Origin of the sequence: Candidatus Pantoea multigeneris (genome assembly GCF_011752615.1) — a bacterium.
Classification (GTDB): Bacteria; Pseudomonadota; Gammaproteobacteria; order Enterobacterales; family Enterobacteriaceae; genus Pantoea; species Pantoea multigeneris.
The window spans coordinates 107,420-122,865 of sequence record NZ_VWXF01000003.1 but is presented as its reverse complement, the minus strand read 5'-3'; the positions used below and the strand labels follow the sequence as shown (position 1 = coordinate 122,865).

The window sequence follows — 15,446 nt, the reverse complement described above, 5'->3', positions numbered from 1 at the left end:
GGGCTGTTTTATTGCTAACCCGCCATCAGGTCGGGGAACTTTTCCCGCAATGTGCGGAATATTTTGCTCACATTAGCTTCCTCGCCGCTGGCTTCAACCGCCTGAAACACCTGGGTTTTCAGATAATGCCGCCAACTGACTGGCGCAGCCGCAAGAAATGCCGTCAGATGTTCATAACGCTGCGGCGTCCATAGCGCTTCAAAGGCCTCACGCGCCGTCCCTTTATCAAAATGGCCCTGTCTGGCAGGCATCTCCGCACGCAATGCTGTACTGGCAGCCTCATCGACTTGTCCATCGATAATCACCACACCATACTGTTCACGCGCGGCGCCAACCGTAATAAAGCCACAGCGCACATCTTGCAATACTGCCTGAATATCGCGCCGCGCCGGGTCACCATACCCCCCTGCGCCCGGCCCGCACACTTCAACCACGTCTCCCGGCTGGCAACGAATCACATCGGTATTACCGTGTTCAATCACCTTCCCCTGACGGTGGGTACGAAAGTGCGATAATCCCCCTGCGCGCCCGCCCAATACTCCCGCAGAAGCAAACACCGAACGATTGCGGTTACGTGCAGTAATCACCGTTTCCGGGGCAAACACTTCGAATATCATCTGCGTTGCCAGACCACCGCGATAACGTCCGGCACCCGCGCTGTCTGGCTTCAGGCCGTAGCGATGAAAGCGAATCGGCACTTCAGCCTCGTTGATCTCAACCGGGGTGTTTTTCAGAAACGCAGAGAGTCCACCAGAACCGTCTGGCCCATCGTGGCGCGGTGTCCCCCCGGCCCCGCCGCCTACCGGGCCAAGAGAGGCCACCACGCTACGATTCCGACTGTCGCTGGTGCGGATATTCATAATGGAGTTACCACCCGGCGAATTGGCAGGCAGCCGGTCGGGCATCGCCAGCGAAAAGACGCCAATCGTCGCAATCTGTGACAGCGCACAGGTCAACGACCGCATGCCGACAGCGGCAGGCGCTTCGCAGTTCATAATGGTGCCCGGCGGTAAAATGGCGCGCGTTGGCCGTAGTGTACCGGCGTTCAACAACAGGTTACGATCCAGCGTCGAGAGAACATAAGTGACGCCGACCAGCGCCAACGGATGCCGTTCGCGCCCACCGGTTGGCATATTCAGCGAAGAGGCCAGCTGCGGATCGCTGCCGGTATAATCCAGCTCCAGCGTCTCTCCCTGCACTCGCAGCGTGATCGCGACCCGGCAGGGATAACCGCCTTCGCCATCTTCATCGGCATAATCCGCGTAGAAGTATTCACCGTCGGGAATGGTGGCAATAATACTGCGCGCCTGACGTTCGGCGTAGTCCAGAATACCTTCAATACCCGCCACAAAGTCTCGTAGGCCAAAGCGTTTAATGATGTCATGAATTTTGCGCTCCCCCACGTTGACCGAGGCAATTTGCGCTTTGAAATCCCCCCAGTTCTGATCCGGCACGCGCACATTGAGGCGCATAATCCGCGCGACATCCTCGTTCAGTTCGCCACCGCGCATGATTTTCAGCGGCGGTATGCGAATGCCCTCCTGCACAATCTCGCTGAGCGAACGTGAAAGTGACGCAGGCACAGCGCCACCGACGTCCGTATTGTGAATATGCCCCACCACGAAGCAGACAATTTCCCCCTGCCAGAAGACCGGCTTCCAGATATGAATATCCGGCGAGTGCGTCGCGACATTACCGGCGTAACTGTCGTTGGTTATGCAGATATCCCCTTCGGCATAATCTTCGATTAACGCCAGAACCGGCGCATAGTCGATGCCACTGTACCAGGGCGCGCCAAAACTGCGCGGCGAGGCAAACGCCATCCCGTCACGACTGACAATCTGACAGGAGAAATCTTCCGTCTCTTTTACAAAGGTAGAGTGGGCGGTACGCATCAGGGTGAAGGCCATGGCATCAGCCGCCGCAGCGCAGTAGTTCGCCAAAATTTGTAGGTTACGTCCGTCAATCGCCATCTTATTCCCCCTCCACATGGGTGATCAGCAGGTTGCCAAAGTGGTCGACATTGACCTCCATGGCCGGTGGAACACAGGTGGTGCAGTCATCCTGAGCGATTATCGCCGGGCCAGGTATATGATGCCCGGCGCGTAGCGTATGGCGGGCAATCACCGGGACCTGATGTGTCGCACCATCGATCCAGGCTTGAGTATATTTAACCACCTCCACCGCGCCACTGGCAGGCGGCAGACGATTGAGCTGCGGTTTCGCCGTAGGTGAAGTGATCACCAGGCGCAGGTTGATCATCTGCACCGCTGCGTCCGCATCACAGTGCCCAAACAGTTGCTGATGCTGGCTATCGAAAGCGGCATGGATAGCGCCGACATCAGCCTGATGCAGCCAGGAGAGTTGCAGCGGAACTTCAATTTCAAACGACTGGCCGCGATAGCGCATATCAGCACTGAACTGCAAAGTGACGGGTAGCACACCGTGTTCGTGGGCTAACCACTGTCGGGCGCGCTGACTCAGGGCTTCCGCTTCAGTGGCGAGTTTATCGGCCAAACGCAGATCGAGATCACTGTAGAGCGTGCGAATAAAATCATTACGAATATCGGCCACCAGGCCACCCAGTGCCGAGAGCACGCCAGGCGTGGGTGGTACAATAACCCCTTTCATGTTCAGCTCCCGCGCAAGGAAGCAGCCCATCATTGGCCCTGCGCCGCCAAAGGCCAGGAACCAGAATTCGCGCGGATCAAGGCCAAAGCGAGAAAGCAGGCCACTGGTGTCACCATACATCCCCGAGATAGCCAACTGGATCGCCGTTTCCGCCGTCTCTTCAACGGAGATATGCAACGCATCGGCCAGTGGCTGCCAGGCCGCACGAGCGGCTGCAACGTCCACCTGCACGGCGTTGTACCCCAGGTCACCATGGCCGATCATACCGCAGGCAGCAAAAGCATCGGTTGCGGTAGGCTGCGTGCCGCCACGACGGAAACAGACAGGCCCTGGCAGCGACCCTGCACTGTCGGGGCCCATTTGTAACACGCCCTGGCCGTCGATCCATGCAAGCGATCCGCCCCCCTGCCCGACCGAAGTGACGGCTACCGAAGGGATGTAGATGGGGAAATCACCGATAATTTCGCCATTACCCTGGGCAACGTGCCCATCTACAATCACCGCGACATCGGCACTGGTGCCGCCAATGTCCAGGCTAAGGATTTTGTCGAAACCGCAGTGGGTGGCGATGTAACTGGCCCCTATAACGCCGGATGCCGTACCAGATAACACCATCTGCACGCACTCGCGCTTCGCCTGCTCCACCCCCATCACCCCACCATTAGACTTGGTAATACGCGGTGGCGGCTTAACGCCCATGGTGCACAGCGCCTGCTCAAATTTCTCCAGATAGTTAATGACCATCGGCTGCACATAAGCATTGATCACTGCCGTGATGGTGCGTTCATATTCACGGATGATTGGCCAGATCTCGGAAGAGCACGACGTCAAAAGCTCAGGTGCAGCTTCAGCAATGATCGCTTTTACTGCTGCCTCATTTTCACCATTTCGGTAGCTGTGCAGTAATGAAACCACGATACCCTGGCAGCCTGCGGCCTGTGCTGCGTCAATAGCCGCCAGCACGCTGGCACGATTGACCGGCTGTAATACCCGGCCATCACGATCGGTCCGTTCCTCAATCGCAAAGACCCGATCGCGGCTAATCAGCGGTAATGGGCGTCGTGAGAAGAGATCGTGAATATGGGGGATTTTCAGCCGTGCCAGCTCCAGCACATCGCAGAACCCCTCGGTAGCAAACAGCGCCAGTTTCACGCCGCGCCGCTGGATCACCGCATTGATGCCCACCGTAGTACCGTGGGTGAAGTAGTCAATTTGCTGCGGATCGATGTTGTCTCGCTGGTGAAGCTGCTGTAGGCCGGTAAGAATTTCACTGCCTGGCTGGTCTGGCCGTGACAGGACTTTCAGGGTGTGGATCTGGTTTGTGTGCTGATCCAGCACGGCGAAATCGGTAAACGATCCGCCTATATCAACGCCAACGCGGTAGCCCATGGTGAGTAAAGCTCCAAATCAGGAGAGAGGGAATTCCATCAACTTGTGTGGTTCCTGCACCACGCGCCAGCCGAGCCGCTGGTAGATTGCGTGAGCATCATTGGTCGAGAGCATCCAGCGGTGGACCGTTTGTAGTTCCGGGTGTTCACGGACGCAGGTTGCCAGCCAGCTACCTAAACCGCGACCACGCCAGCTGTCATCGATAATGACATCGCACAGCCAGCCAAAACGGGTGTAATCGGTAATTAAGCGAGCAAAGCCAATCTGCTGTTGCTGATAATAGAGGCCAAACGGCAGCGCACCGGCTATGGCACGCTCAGTTTTGGCCCTCGGCTGGCCCTTGGCCCAGTAAGAGCGTTCCGCCAACTGATGATGGATCCAGTCGATATCCAGCCGTTCACGGCAGGTTGAAATCTCAAATTCATCTTGCTGCCACTGCTGGTCGGCAATATTCAGGCTGCTCATGGTGGCTTCCGGTTGTGGGGGGAAATTTATTGTAAGACGGTGATGTGATGGCGGTTGCTGAAACTGCCGAGCAAAGCGTCGCAAACAGCGCGAATTTTCCCGGGAAATGAAATTTTATGCTGCGGATGAACTTTTGAGTCAGTCATAATTAAACGCGATGGATGTAAATAAAGATAAAGCGGGTTGACGAGTGTTGGTGATTGGTAAATAGTTTGCGCCACTGTGGCGTAGGGATAAGGAAGAGAATGATGGATAAAGTGAATGAAGAGACATTGTTGGCGGCAGGGTTTGACTCCATGCAGATTATGATGTTGCAAAATGCAGTCAAGAACAGAAAGGAGCCTTTTTCCTTTCTTGTAAGAAGCCTTTCCGCGCGTTTCACTTTAAATATCTGGATTAACTTTTTATTTTTAACATTACTTATTTTAAAGTATGTAAATGGACCAGAGCTTCACTTCAAAGCATTATTAATAACAGTAATGACATGTGAAGTGATAATCTGGTCAGTAATGCCTTCCAGGTTAGCGTATATTTCCTGGAAGGCCAAGCGCAGAGTTATTTAGTTATTCTTCTACAGAAGCACTAATAACACCTATAATAGCCTTTGCTTCAAGCCCAAAACCAACAACTTTTATCGTAAGCATCGAGCTGGACATTTTATCAGCATTTCTATAGAAATCACGTGGAACATGCCTAAACAATGAAAATGTCCCTTTCTTTTTCAACAAACCGAAAACATTAAATGTGTTCGCAGCTAAGCTTATAGTTTTGTATGTCGCAAGCCCTACTTTTGGGCTAAATCCTAAAAATTTAGCCATAGAAATAAATTCATCTGCTACCATACCTTCATATTTTTTATCCCCACTAATGGAACTCACAATTTCTTTAGAAATTGTATTAAAACCATCAATAACCAGAACCGCACCAGCAACCATTCCCACAGGATGGAGTGTTGCAAAGAGAGATAAGCCTGCAACTATTGAAAACACGCCTAAGATCAACGTAACACCAGTGATAATATATCCTACGATTTTATTTTCATCCCGAACGATTTCTACCTGAGCATAAACCTTAGCAATTTTTAAACGTAATGTTCGGTCTTGTTCCTGCAGATGCTCACTCTCTTCACGTAATGCTTTAAATGGTTCAAGTAAAGCCTCCGAGCTTTTAGCTGTTCGTGCAATAGCAAATTGTTTCTCTATGAACTGCTGAACCTCTTTGAGGAAAGATAACCGTGTCAGTCCATCCTTAAGATGGTAAGCGCCTATCTTTGTTGCCAAAGAGGTTAACTTTCCGGCCTCAAGATTAATCATATTCACAGCCCAGGCACGGTCACGCTGCCCGTTGAAGTGGGTAATATCCATTATCGCTTCCTTTTTTAGATAATAGTAAACCGCAGAACGACAAAAGCGTTCTGCACAGAGGTTAAAATTTAACAGCGCGTTTTTATCTCACACTCAAATTAAAATAACAACAAGACCGTTCTGAGCGAGAGAAATATTTATTATTAGTAGATAATGTAAGTTATTCAGTTAATTCACCGCGAAGTAGAGAGTTTTTCAGTTATGAAATACCCCTCTCAGTTACGTGAAATTCATTACATGCACCCAATTGCCATTCATTAAAAAATGCCACTTTCGATTGCAATGTAAATAAATATAAACCAAGTTGACGGATAACAGCGGATTAGTGAATAGTTTGCGTCACGATAGTATTTGGGTAAGGAAGTGACAATTGGATAAGGTAAATGAAGAGACGCTACTGGCAGCAGGGTTTAGGCCGGTTGATATATTCCTCTGTCAGATTATCAGCGAAGATAACACGATGGAACTTCATGAATCTCTTCCTGAAATAGTTAAAAGATTCAAACTACTGTTTAAATGCCTCTTTTCGATAATACTTTTCTCTTTATTGATAGTAGACATTTCTGACTGGAACATTCTTTTAGCGTGTACACTTACATCATATTCACTTATTCCTGCTGCTTTCCCAATCAGGATAGGATACAAAGTCTGGCTGTTATACAGCATTAAAATAAAACCACTTAACAACATCATCACCAAATAAAACCTGAATGAATTTTCTAGTCAGCCATCAAACCACACTTTTTGCAATAACCTTAGACAGAAAACGGCTATGCAAGCTCTATCTATAATAAAACCTGCACAGCGCAGTGTGGCTTAAGCACCAAATTCCACGGAGTTCTGTTTAGCAATCAGAGAACGCAGGGGAACCGTACTTTTCATGATCGGGGATTTAATCACGATATAGCTGAAATACTTGTCGATACCGATTTGGGCATCCAGCAGTTTCTCAATCACTTCCTGGTAGTGTTCAATACTGCGGGTAATAAAGCGCAGCAAATAGTCGTAGCCGCCAGTAATCAGGTGGCACTCCAGCAGTTCGTCCACTTCGCGGATCGCATTCTCAAACTTCATAAAGTCTTCGCGGCGGTGGCCAGAAAGCGTCACTTCAGTAAACACCGTCACGGAGTCTGTGATCTTGGTCAGATTAATATGCGCTTCATAACCGGTGATAAAACCGGCTTGTTCAAGGCGCTTCACGCGCTGCAAGCAGGGGCTGGGTGAGAGTCCGACTGCATCTGCCAGATTGACGTTGCTGATACGGCCATCTTTTTGCAGTTGCACCAGAATGTTGATATCGATGCGGTCTAATTTCATTAAGCCGTTCATAGCACCCCTCATTGTTAAACAACTGTGCAGGATATCCCGATGGTATAGCATGCTTTGCCCTGGTTGTGCCAGCGTTACCGCTGGCAGGCATCATCGGGACTGTTATGTAATTATTCCAGCAAAATCAATGAGGAAAGACGATTATCCCAGGCGACCCGTGGCGCGAGCCAGCGCGATATCGAAGATATGCAGCGCCTCTTCCAGTTGAGAATCGGTGGTGACCAGTGGCGCAAGGAAACGCACGGTGTTGCGATGTAATCCACACTTAATCAACAACAGCCCTTCCTGACAGGCACTGTCGAGGATTTTTTGCGTCAGCGCGGCATCCGGCTTACCGGTTTCAAAATCAAGAATTTCCACCGCCTGCATAAAGCCAACACCACGCACATCACCAATACAGGCATATTTTTCAGCCAGTTGGCGCAAACGAGCATTAAGCTGTGCGCCCAACTGATTCGCGCGTTCCAGTAGATTATCGTGCTCCAGCAGATCCAGCACCGCCAGTGCTGCTGCACAGGCCAGCGCATTCCCCCCGTAGGTGCCACCTAAACCACCCGGTGTCGGTGCATCCATCATGGCAGCACGCCCCACCACTCCCGAGATGGGCAGGCCGCCACCCAGGCTTTTCGCCACGGTGACCAGATCCGGCTGAATACCCAATTGTTGGAAGGCAAACATAGTGCCGGTACGGCCAAAACCGGTCTGCACTTCATCGCAGATCAGCACAATGCCATGCTGCTGGGTAATGCGGCGCAGAGACTGCATAAAGGCGGCACCCGCTGGCAGGAACCCACCGTCACCCTGAACCGGTTCGATAATGATTGCCGCCACACGCTCCGGCAGGATCTGCACCGCAAACAGCTGGTCCAGCGCTTTGAGACAGTCAGCCTCGGTCACACCGTGCAGTGGATTAGGGAATGGCAGACGATAGATGTCTGAGGGGAACGGACCAAAGTTCTGCTTGTATGGCTGGCTCATCCCGGTCAGGGTCACACCCAACAGCGTACGGCCATGGAACGCGCCATCAAAGGCGATCACACCTGGTCGATTCGTGTGTGCACGCGCAATTTTCACCGCATTTTCTACCGCTTCGGCACCGCTGGTGAAAAACACACTCTTATAGGCTTCGCCCTTGCCCACCAGCTGATTCAGACGCTGAGCCAGCTCAATATAGCCGGGATAAGCCACAACCTGGAAACAGGCGTGTGAGACCAGACCTAACTGCTTAGTCACCGCATTGACTACCGCCGGATGGTTATGCCCCACGTTCAGCACACCGATACCACCCACAAAGTCGAGATAGCGATTCCCTTCTACATCCCACACTTCGCTACCTTTCGCACGTTCGATTACCAGCGGATGGGCAGTAACAATACCACGCGGCACGTTCTGCTCACGCGCATCCAGTAACACATTGTTGTCCGACCAGGTCTGTTGTTCTGTCATGACATTCTGCATTTTAAACCCCTATCCACGTCACATTTGATTGGCTCAAGTATCGCAATCTGCTGGCATCTTCTGCTGCCGTTATTGGCGATCCTGCGGCATTTCCTGTCAAAATCGGCACACTTACAGCAAAAATCTGTTGAAGATTAATAACCCTGCTGGCGGTCAATCACACCGCGTAAACTTTCTCCTCGCTCCCAGCGACGCAGGTTCTCCAGCAACGCGGCGAGCGCTGTTTCAGCCTGTGTAGTGCTGGCGATATGGGGCGTTAGCCAGATCGCGGGATGCCGCCACAAGGGGTGTTCGGGAGGAAGCGGTTCAGGAGCGGTCACGTCCAGCACCGCGGCAGAAAGCTGGCCGCTCTCCAGTGCAGACAGCAGATCATCCTGCACCAGTTGCTGTCCACGCCCTGCCTGTACCAGAGAGGCACCACGCGGCAATTGAGCAAACAGTTGAGCATTAAGCAACCCCCGGGTCTCCGGGGTTAGCGGCAACAGGCAGATGAGAATATCGGTACGGGCGAGAAAGTCAGCTAGCTGGTGATTACCGGCAAAGCACTGTACGCCGGGGATCTGACGCGGGGAGCGACTCCAGCCAGCACAGTCAAAACCCAGTGAGGCTAACTGCTGGATCGCTGCCTGCCCGAGCTCTCCTAACCCCATCACCCCTACCCGCCGTTGCGCTGGCGGTTTAATGGGATGAGTCTGCCACTGTGCGGCGCGCTGTTGCTGGAAATAGCGCGGCATATCACGATGCAGGCCAAGCACAGCAAAGGTGACATACTCCACCATGCCTTGCGTCAGGCCAGGTTCGATCATCCGTACCACCGGCAAGCTGGCAGGCAGTTGAGTGAGATCGAACTGGTCCGCGCCGGCACCCACCGAGATCAACAGTTTCAGATTTGGGAACACCGTCATCAGATCAGCGGGAGGCTGCCACGCCACCAGCACCTCAACCTCTTCCGCAATGCCGATTTCCGGCCACAGGTGCAGCTGAATATCCGGTGCATGCTGTGCCAGCCACTGCTGCCACAGCAATCCACGCTGCGGTTCCGATTTATAAACGATCTGCATCATGCCATCGCCTGTGTCATCAGGCCGAACGGCTGCATCCCATCGGGCTGTGCCGCCCATGGCGTGCCTTTTACCATCAGCACGGGTGCATCGACTTGCACCAGCCCCAGGGTATTTAACCACTCTCCCAGAGCCAGACTGCCATCGGTATCGATACGGACAAACTCACCTTGCAGGCCTTGCATCAAGTTAGCGACTAACGCCTGGGCAGTAGCCAGATCGGCGGCAATCACCGGACCAATTGCCCAGCCGTGACCAAAACGGCGCAGCGCGGCGAAACCACGCACGCTGCCATCTTCCTGCCGGGCGACCTGCACCGTTGCACTGCTGAGGAGTTGGTCGATCAGTGTGGGGCGCAGCAAACCGTGCGCCTGATGATCCAGCGCCGTTAACTGTGCAGCCTGTTCCACGCCCGCGGGATGAATGCTAACGCCTTGCGGCAGCACCACTGTCGGGAGACTCGCCAGTGCCCGCGTCTGGTGCTGCTGAATATGACCGTAGCTGCGAAAACCGAGCTTTTCATACAGCCCTTTGCCCATTTCCGTCGCGTGCAGGCGCACGTTGTAACCGGGATATTTTTCCAGCAGCCCCAGCATTAACTGCTTACCAATGCCTCGACCCTGATGCGCATCGCTGACGATCACTAAACCCAGCGTGGCGTAGTGTTCACCCCAACGCCAGCCAATGGCACTGCCGACCAGTTCACCCTGATCCTCTGCCACGATGCCCTCCCCCAACGCCAGCGCCTGCTGCCAGTCTTCCGGTCGATGTGGCCATTTAAGATGCTGCGTCATGCTGTAGCAGGCGTTGAGATCTGCGGCGGTCATAGTACGAATGATGATGCTCATGGCTGTCTCCTTACATCATGCCCGGCGCGGCAAGATCGCTGCCATCCACCAGGCGGGAATAACGGTAGGGGGTGGGATCGACAATCGGTGTATCGCCAGTAGCGAGATCCGCTGCCAGCCGCCCTGCGCCAGGACCGATACCGAAACCGTGCGCACTGTAGCCGGCCGATAAGATCAGACCCGGCAATTTTGGCACCGCTGAGATCACCGGAATGGCATCCGGCGTACTGTCGATCATGCCGCCCCAGGATTGGGCGACGCGCAGGTTTGCCAGCGCCGGATACTCTTTGCGCATCGCCATGAGCCCCTCCTGCACAATGGCCTGATCGGCATCCGGATCCATAATGCGCACGCGCTCAAAGGGCGAAAGCTGGTCAAACTCCCAGCGACCAAACGCCTCTGGCCCGCGCAGGAATGGCCGGATGCCCGGACGGAACTTCAGATTTTTACGGCGACTGCGGAAGGTGTCCATAAACTGGCGCGCATAGCGAATGCCCTGCGCCCCCGGTTCCAGACGTCCACGCCCCGATACCGAAACGGTATAACTGCCGTCGATCTGCGGGCGACAGGCAAAGCCTGGCGTGTAGAGCGGCAGCGCAATCGCCTGTTCAATGGGATAGGTGCGGAATGCCGTGCCTATCACGTTACCTAACGGGAGATCGATGCCGTGGCGACGACAGAACATTGAGGTCCAGGCACCGGCAGCACAGATCACACGGGTGGTTTTAATCAGGCCACGTTCGGTCCAGACGCCGCTCACCGCACCTGCGGAAATGTCCAGCCCGCGCACGGCACACTGCTGAAAGACCTGAGCGCCATGGCGCTGTGCAGCAATCACTAATCCGGCGGAGGCCAGACGCGGTTCAGCATGGCCGTCGGTTGGGGAGGAGACACCGCCTAACCAGCGGCTGGTACTGCCTGGCGTCATCGCCTTGGCCTGTTCGGCGTTAAGAATGTCGCTGCGCACGCCGTACTGTTTTGCCATCTGGCCCCACTTTTCCCACGCGGCAATATCACTCTCATTGCCGGTGGCGTAGACCAGTCCTGAACGGCGGAAACCCAGCTCTTCACCGGTCTCGTCACCGAGTTCACCCCAGCGTTGCAGCGCATGGATGATCAACGGGAGTTCACGTTCATCACGGTTCTGTTGGCGGCACCAGCCCCAGTTGCGGCTGGACTGTTCACACCCCACCAGACCTTTCTCTACCAGCACAACTTTTAAGCCTTTTCGGGTCAGTTCCCAGGTGGCGGCTGAACCGGCAATCCCCGCGCCGATGATCACGACATCAGCGGAATCGGGGAAATATGCACTGTCCTGGACGTAGCGTATTGGTGCTGGCATAGCCTTGTTACCTCTGTATTTTCTGGAGGGATTCCCCTCACTGCTCAATTCGTCTGTTTTACGGTGAAGCTGAACGCCATCTGCGGCTACTCCGCCTTTAACACTTCTTCGTGCTCATCCAGCCAGCCCTGCCGTAGCTCTGGCACGGCGCGTTTGAGGCGCTCGAAATAGAGCTCAGTACTCGGTTTATCATAATCTTCACGCGGGAGATGGGTCACAATACGCCCACTCTTCATCACGACAATATCGTCACAAACAGCACGCACGGCGTGCATATCGTGGCTGATAAAAATCACCGACAGCCCCAGTTCACGGCGTAGCTCATTGATCAGATCCAGCACCGCAGAAGCCACGACAGTATCCAGTGCAGAGGTCACCTCATCACACAGAATGATGTCTGGCTCGGCCGCCAAAGCACGGGCCAGATTGACGCGCTGCTTCTGGCCGCCCGACAACGCCCAGGGACGGCGATCCAGCACTGCACGCGGCAGTCGCACCAGATCCAGCAGTTGATAAAGGCGCTGCTGGCGTGCTGCACCGCTCAGGCCGTGGAACAGTGCCAGCGGTCGGCTCAAAATGCGCTCCACGCTGTGCGCCGGGTTCAGCGCGGTATCCGCCATCTGGAAGACGTACTGAATGCGGCGCAGTTCATTGTCAGGGCGTTTGTGCATGTCCCCCGCAATATAGTGGCCGTTAAACAACAGGTGACCGTGGCAAGGCGCATTCAGGCCCGCAATGGCGTGCGCCAGCGTAGTTTTTCCCGACCCTGATTCACCAATAATGCCAATCGACTGTCCCTTCCAGAGCTGTAGATTAATGTCAGCCAGAATCAGATTTTTTGGCTGACCGCTGCTGTCACGCGGGCCATAACCGGCCGAGAGATCGCGCACTTCCAGCAGCGGCTGCATCTCGGAGTCCGCACGCAGCCAGCTACTCGGACGTGGCGCCTGACGGGCCGCATCCATTAGCTGTTGGGTATAGGGCTCTTGCGGCGCACCGATCAGCTGTTCCGTGGTGCCATATTCAGCAATGCGTCCACGCAGCAGAACCAGAATACGGTCGGCCATCTGCGCGACCACCGCCAGATCGTGGCTGACATAAATCGCCGTCACACCACGCTGTGCCACCACGCGACGAAACGCTTTCAGCACTTCGACCTGGGTCGTGACATCCAGCGCCGTGGTCGGTTCATCGAGGATCACCACATCCGGATCGCCAATCAGCGCCATTGCCGTCATTAAACGTTGCAACTGGCCACCAGACACCTGATGCGGGTAGCGATCGCCAATGTGATCGGGATCGGGTAGCGCCAGCTCACGGAACAGCGCCAGCGCTTTCGCTTTGGCCTCTTTACGCGTCATGGTGCCGTGGATCACCACCGGCTCGATCACCTGATCGATAATCTTCATACCAGGGTTAAACGAAGCTGCGGCACTCTGGGCAATATAGGCCACTTTGTTACCGCGAAATTCGCGCAGCTGGGCAGCACTGAGGTGGTGCACATCGGTTCCGGCAACATGGATCGTGCCACCGGCAATGCTACAGCCCTGGCGGGCATAGCCCATCAGCGCCATGGCAATGGTGGTCTTGCCCGATCCAGACTCACCGATCAACGCCAGCACTTCACCTTTTTGCACGGTAAAACGGATATCGGAGACCAGATCGATCTCACTGCCACTGTCGGTATGCGCAACCACACGCAGGTTTTCTACCGCAATAACAGGACGTGCAGAGTGGGGTGTCACGTTCATGCTCCCTCCTTCGCCAGCGTCAGTGGACGCATCGCTTGCAGGCTGTCAATAAACAAGTTGGCACCGATGGTGAGACTGGCAATGGCCAGTGCTGGCATCAATACGGCGGGTGATCCGTCAAACAGCCCCTGCAAGTTTTCACGCACCAGCGTGCCCCAGTCGGCATACGGCGGTTGAACCCCCAGTCCGAGGAAACTCAATCCGCTCAGCAACAGGACGATGTAGACAAAACGCAGGCCAAAGTCGGTCAGCATCGGGTGGAGCATATTCGGCAAGATGTCATGGATCGCGACATACCAGCGGCTCTCACCACGCAAGCGAGAAGCACGAACGTAGTCCATATTGCGCAGGCTACTCGCCATGGCGAAGGCAATACGGAAAGCACCGGGCCAGTAGGTAAACGTAGCGGTCAGGATCAGCATCGGCAGTGAAGAGCCAAAGACGGCAACAATCATCAGCGATAACACTTTGCCTGGCAGCACCAGCAGTGCGTCATTAACGCGGCCGAGCAGCTCTTCGATCCAGCGTCCGGCTACCGCCGCCAGCAGGGCCAGCAAGGTACCGACCAGGCTTGCCAGCAGGGCTGCACTGAGCGCCAGGCCAATGGAGAAGCGGGCACCATACAGCACGCGGCTCAGCATATCGCGTCCGAGATAGTCCGTACCCAGCAGGTTTTCATGGGTGAAACCACCCAGAATCGGACCGCCGCCAATGTCTTCTACGCTGTGGGGGGCCAGGGCGTTACCAAACAGCGCCATCAGCAACCAGAACAGGGAAATCGTCAGCCCGAGTCGTCCAGAAATGGACAGGGCACTAAAGAAACGCCACGGTAGCAATAAAATTCTCATGCGCTTCTCCATTTAGGGTTAAAGGCGATGGTGAGGATATCTGCCAACAGCAGCAACAGCAGATAACACGCAGCAAACAGCATCACACAGAACTGCACCACCGGCAGATCGCGGTTGCTCACGGCATCCACCAACTGGCTGGCAAGGCCCGGATAGCTAAAGATGCTTTCAATGATAATGACGCCGCCGAACAGGTAGGAGAGACTCAGACAGATAGCATTCGCAATCGGCCCGACGGCATTCGGTAAAGCATGACGCAGTACCGCACGGATCGGCGAAACCCCTTTCAGACGCGCCATCTCCAGGTACGGGCTGTCCAGTTGGTTGATGATGGCTGCGCGGGTCATACGTGCCATCTGTGCGACCAGCACACAGCACAGCGTTAACACCGGCAGCGCATAAGCTTTGAGATAGCTGATCACATCCAGATGTGCGCCGCCCAGCGACATCGCAGACACCCAGTGCAGCTTCACGGCAAAAATCAGCACCGCGACGGTTGCCACCAGAAACTCAGGCACGGCAACCGTTGCCATGGTGGCGATCACCAACGCCCGATCCAGCAGGGAACCGCGATTCATCGCGGCGATAATGCCAATCGTCAGCGCCAACGGCACACAGATCACCGTGGTGATCCCCGCCAGTTCGAACGTGGCGGGAATGCGCTGTGACACCAGTTGCATAACCGGCAGATGACTGGCAAAAGAGGTGCCAAAATCGCCCTGCAACATACCGCCCAGCCAACTGAAGTAACGCATCAGCAGGGGTTGATCCAGCCCTAACTGCTGGCGTAACGCGGCTACCGTCTCTGGCGTCGCGTTTTGCCCGAGGATCATTTGTGCGGCATCGCCGGGCAACAAGCTGGTGATAAAAAACACCACCGCCGAGACGATCAGTAAAGTCAGAATGCCAGCACCGGCGCGGCGGGCAATCAGGAACATCATGTATCGGTTCATCGGCGAA

14 protein-coding genes are annotated in these 15,446 nt (G+C 54.7%); 1 reads left to right on the top strand and 13 read right to left on the bottom strand.

Annotated elements, in window-relative coordinates:
* Positions 1-14 precede the first annotated feature (14 nt).
* From F3J40_RS09405 to F3J40_RS09395, 3 genes are read right to left on the bottom strand one after another with little or no spacing between them, the layout of a single operon-like run.
* Complete coding sequence (locus F3J40_RS09405; RefSeq protein WP_167014039.1) at positions 15-1,973, bottom strand: hydantoinase B/oxoprolinase family protein; 1,959 nt, start codon at positions 1,971-1,973, stop codon at positions 15-17.
* 1 nt (position 1,974) lies between these two features.
* Positions 1,975-4,020: a hydantoinase/oxoprolinase family protein gene (locus F3J40_RS09400; protein WP_167014036.1), complete on the bottom strand. Its 2,046-nt coding sequence runs from the start codon at positions 4,018-4,020 to the stop codon at positions 1,975-1,977.
* Between the two features lie 18 nt (positions 4,021-4,038).
* Positions 4,039-4,485 carry a GNAT family N-acetyltransferase gene (locus F3J40_RS09395; protein WP_167014034.1) on the bottom strand — a complete coding sequence of 149 codons (447 nt, stop codon included), beginning with the start codon at positions 4,483-4,485 and terminating at the stop codon, positions 4,039-4,041.
* 245 nt (positions 4,486-4,730) lie between these two features.
* On the opposite strand from F3J40_RS09395, the gene F3J40_RS09390 reads away from it, so the two are divergent.
* The gene (locus F3J40_RS09390; protein WP_167014032.1) at positions 4,731-5,048 is read left to right on the top strand and encodes a hypothetical protein; all 318 of its coding nucleotides are present in this window, start codon (positions 4,731-4,733) and stop codon (positions 5,046-5,048) included.
* On the opposite strand, the gene F3J40_RS09385 is transcribed toward F3J40_RS09390, so the two are convergent.
* The 10 genes from F3J40_RS09385 to F3J40_RS09340 all read right to left on the bottom strand — a co-directional run bounded on the left by F3J40_RS09385 (position 5,049) and on the right by F3J40_RS09340 (position 15,439).
* Complete coding sequence (locus tag F3J40_RS09385; protein ID WP_167014030.1) at positions 5,049-5,849, bottom strand: DUF4225 domain-containing protein; 801 nt, start codon at positions 5,847-5,849, stop codon at positions 5,049-5,051.
* Positions 5,850-6,317: 468 nt separating this feature from the next.
* Positions 6,318-6,545: a hypothetical protein gene (locus F3J40_RS09380; RefSeq protein ID WP_167014028.1), complete on the bottom strand. Its 228-nt coding sequence runs from the start codon at positions 6,543-6,545 to the stop codon at positions 6,318-6,320.
* A gap of 120 nt (positions 6,546-6,665) precedes the next feature.
* Positions 6,666-7,178, bottom strand: coding sequence for an Lrp/AsnC family transcriptional regulator (locus F3J40_RS09375; protein WP_017346399.1), 513 nt, complete (start codon positions 7,176-7,178; stop codon positions 6,666-6,668).
* Positions 7,179-7,319: 141 nt separating this feature from the next.
* Positions 7,320-8,636: a 4-aminobutyrate--2-oxoglutarate transaminase gene (gabT, locus tag F3J40_RS09370; protein WP_167014026.1), complete on the bottom strand. Its 1,317-nt coding sequence runs from the start codon at positions 8,634-8,636 to the stop codon at positions 7,320-7,322.
* Between the two features lie 134 nt (positions 8,637-8,770).
* Positions 8,771-9,697: a 2-hydroxyacid dehydrogenase gene (locus tag F3J40_RS09365; protein WP_167014465.1), complete on the bottom strand. Its 927-nt coding sequence runs from the start codon at positions 9,695-9,697 to the stop codon at positions 8,771-8,773.
* Positions 9,697-10,545, bottom strand: coding sequence for a GNAT family N-acetyltransferase (locus tag F3J40_RS09360; protein WP_167014024.1), 849 nt, complete (start codon positions 10,543-10,545; stop codon positions 9,697-9,699). Before F3J40_RS09360 ends, F3J40_RS09365 begins: the two co-directional genes overlap by 1 nt.
* A gap of 10 nt (positions 10,546-10,555) precedes the next feature.
* The gene (locus tag F3J40_RS09355) at positions 10,556-11,887 is read right to left on the bottom strand and encodes an NAD(P)/FAD-dependent oxidoreductase (RefSeq protein ID WP_167014022.1); all 1,332 of its coding nucleotides are present in this window, start codon (positions 11,885-11,887) and stop codon (positions 10,556-10,558) included.
* Positions 11,888-11,973: 86 nt separating this feature from the next.
* Entirely contained in the window at positions 11,974-13,638 is a 1,665-nt protein-coding gene (locus F3J40_RS09350; protein ID WP_167014020.1) for an ABC transporter ATP-binding protein, read from the bottom strand.
* A complete protein-coding gene (locus tag F3J40_RS09345) occupies positions 13,635-14,486 on the bottom strand; it encodes an ABC transporter permease (protein ID WP_167014018.1) in 852 nt (283 codons plus the stop codon). The genes F3J40_RS09350 and F3J40_RS09345 overlap by 4 nt, the downstream gene beginning before the upstream one ends.
* The gene (locus F3J40_RS09340) at positions 14,483-15,439 is read right to left on the bottom strand and encodes an ABC transporter permease (protein WP_017346406.1); all 957 of its coding nucleotides are present in this window, start codon (positions 15,437-15,439) and stop codon (positions 14,483-14,485) included. Before F3J40_RS09340 ends, F3J40_RS09345 begins: the two co-directional genes overlap by 4 nt.
* Between the last annotated feature and the right edge of the window lie 7 nt (positions 15,440-15,446).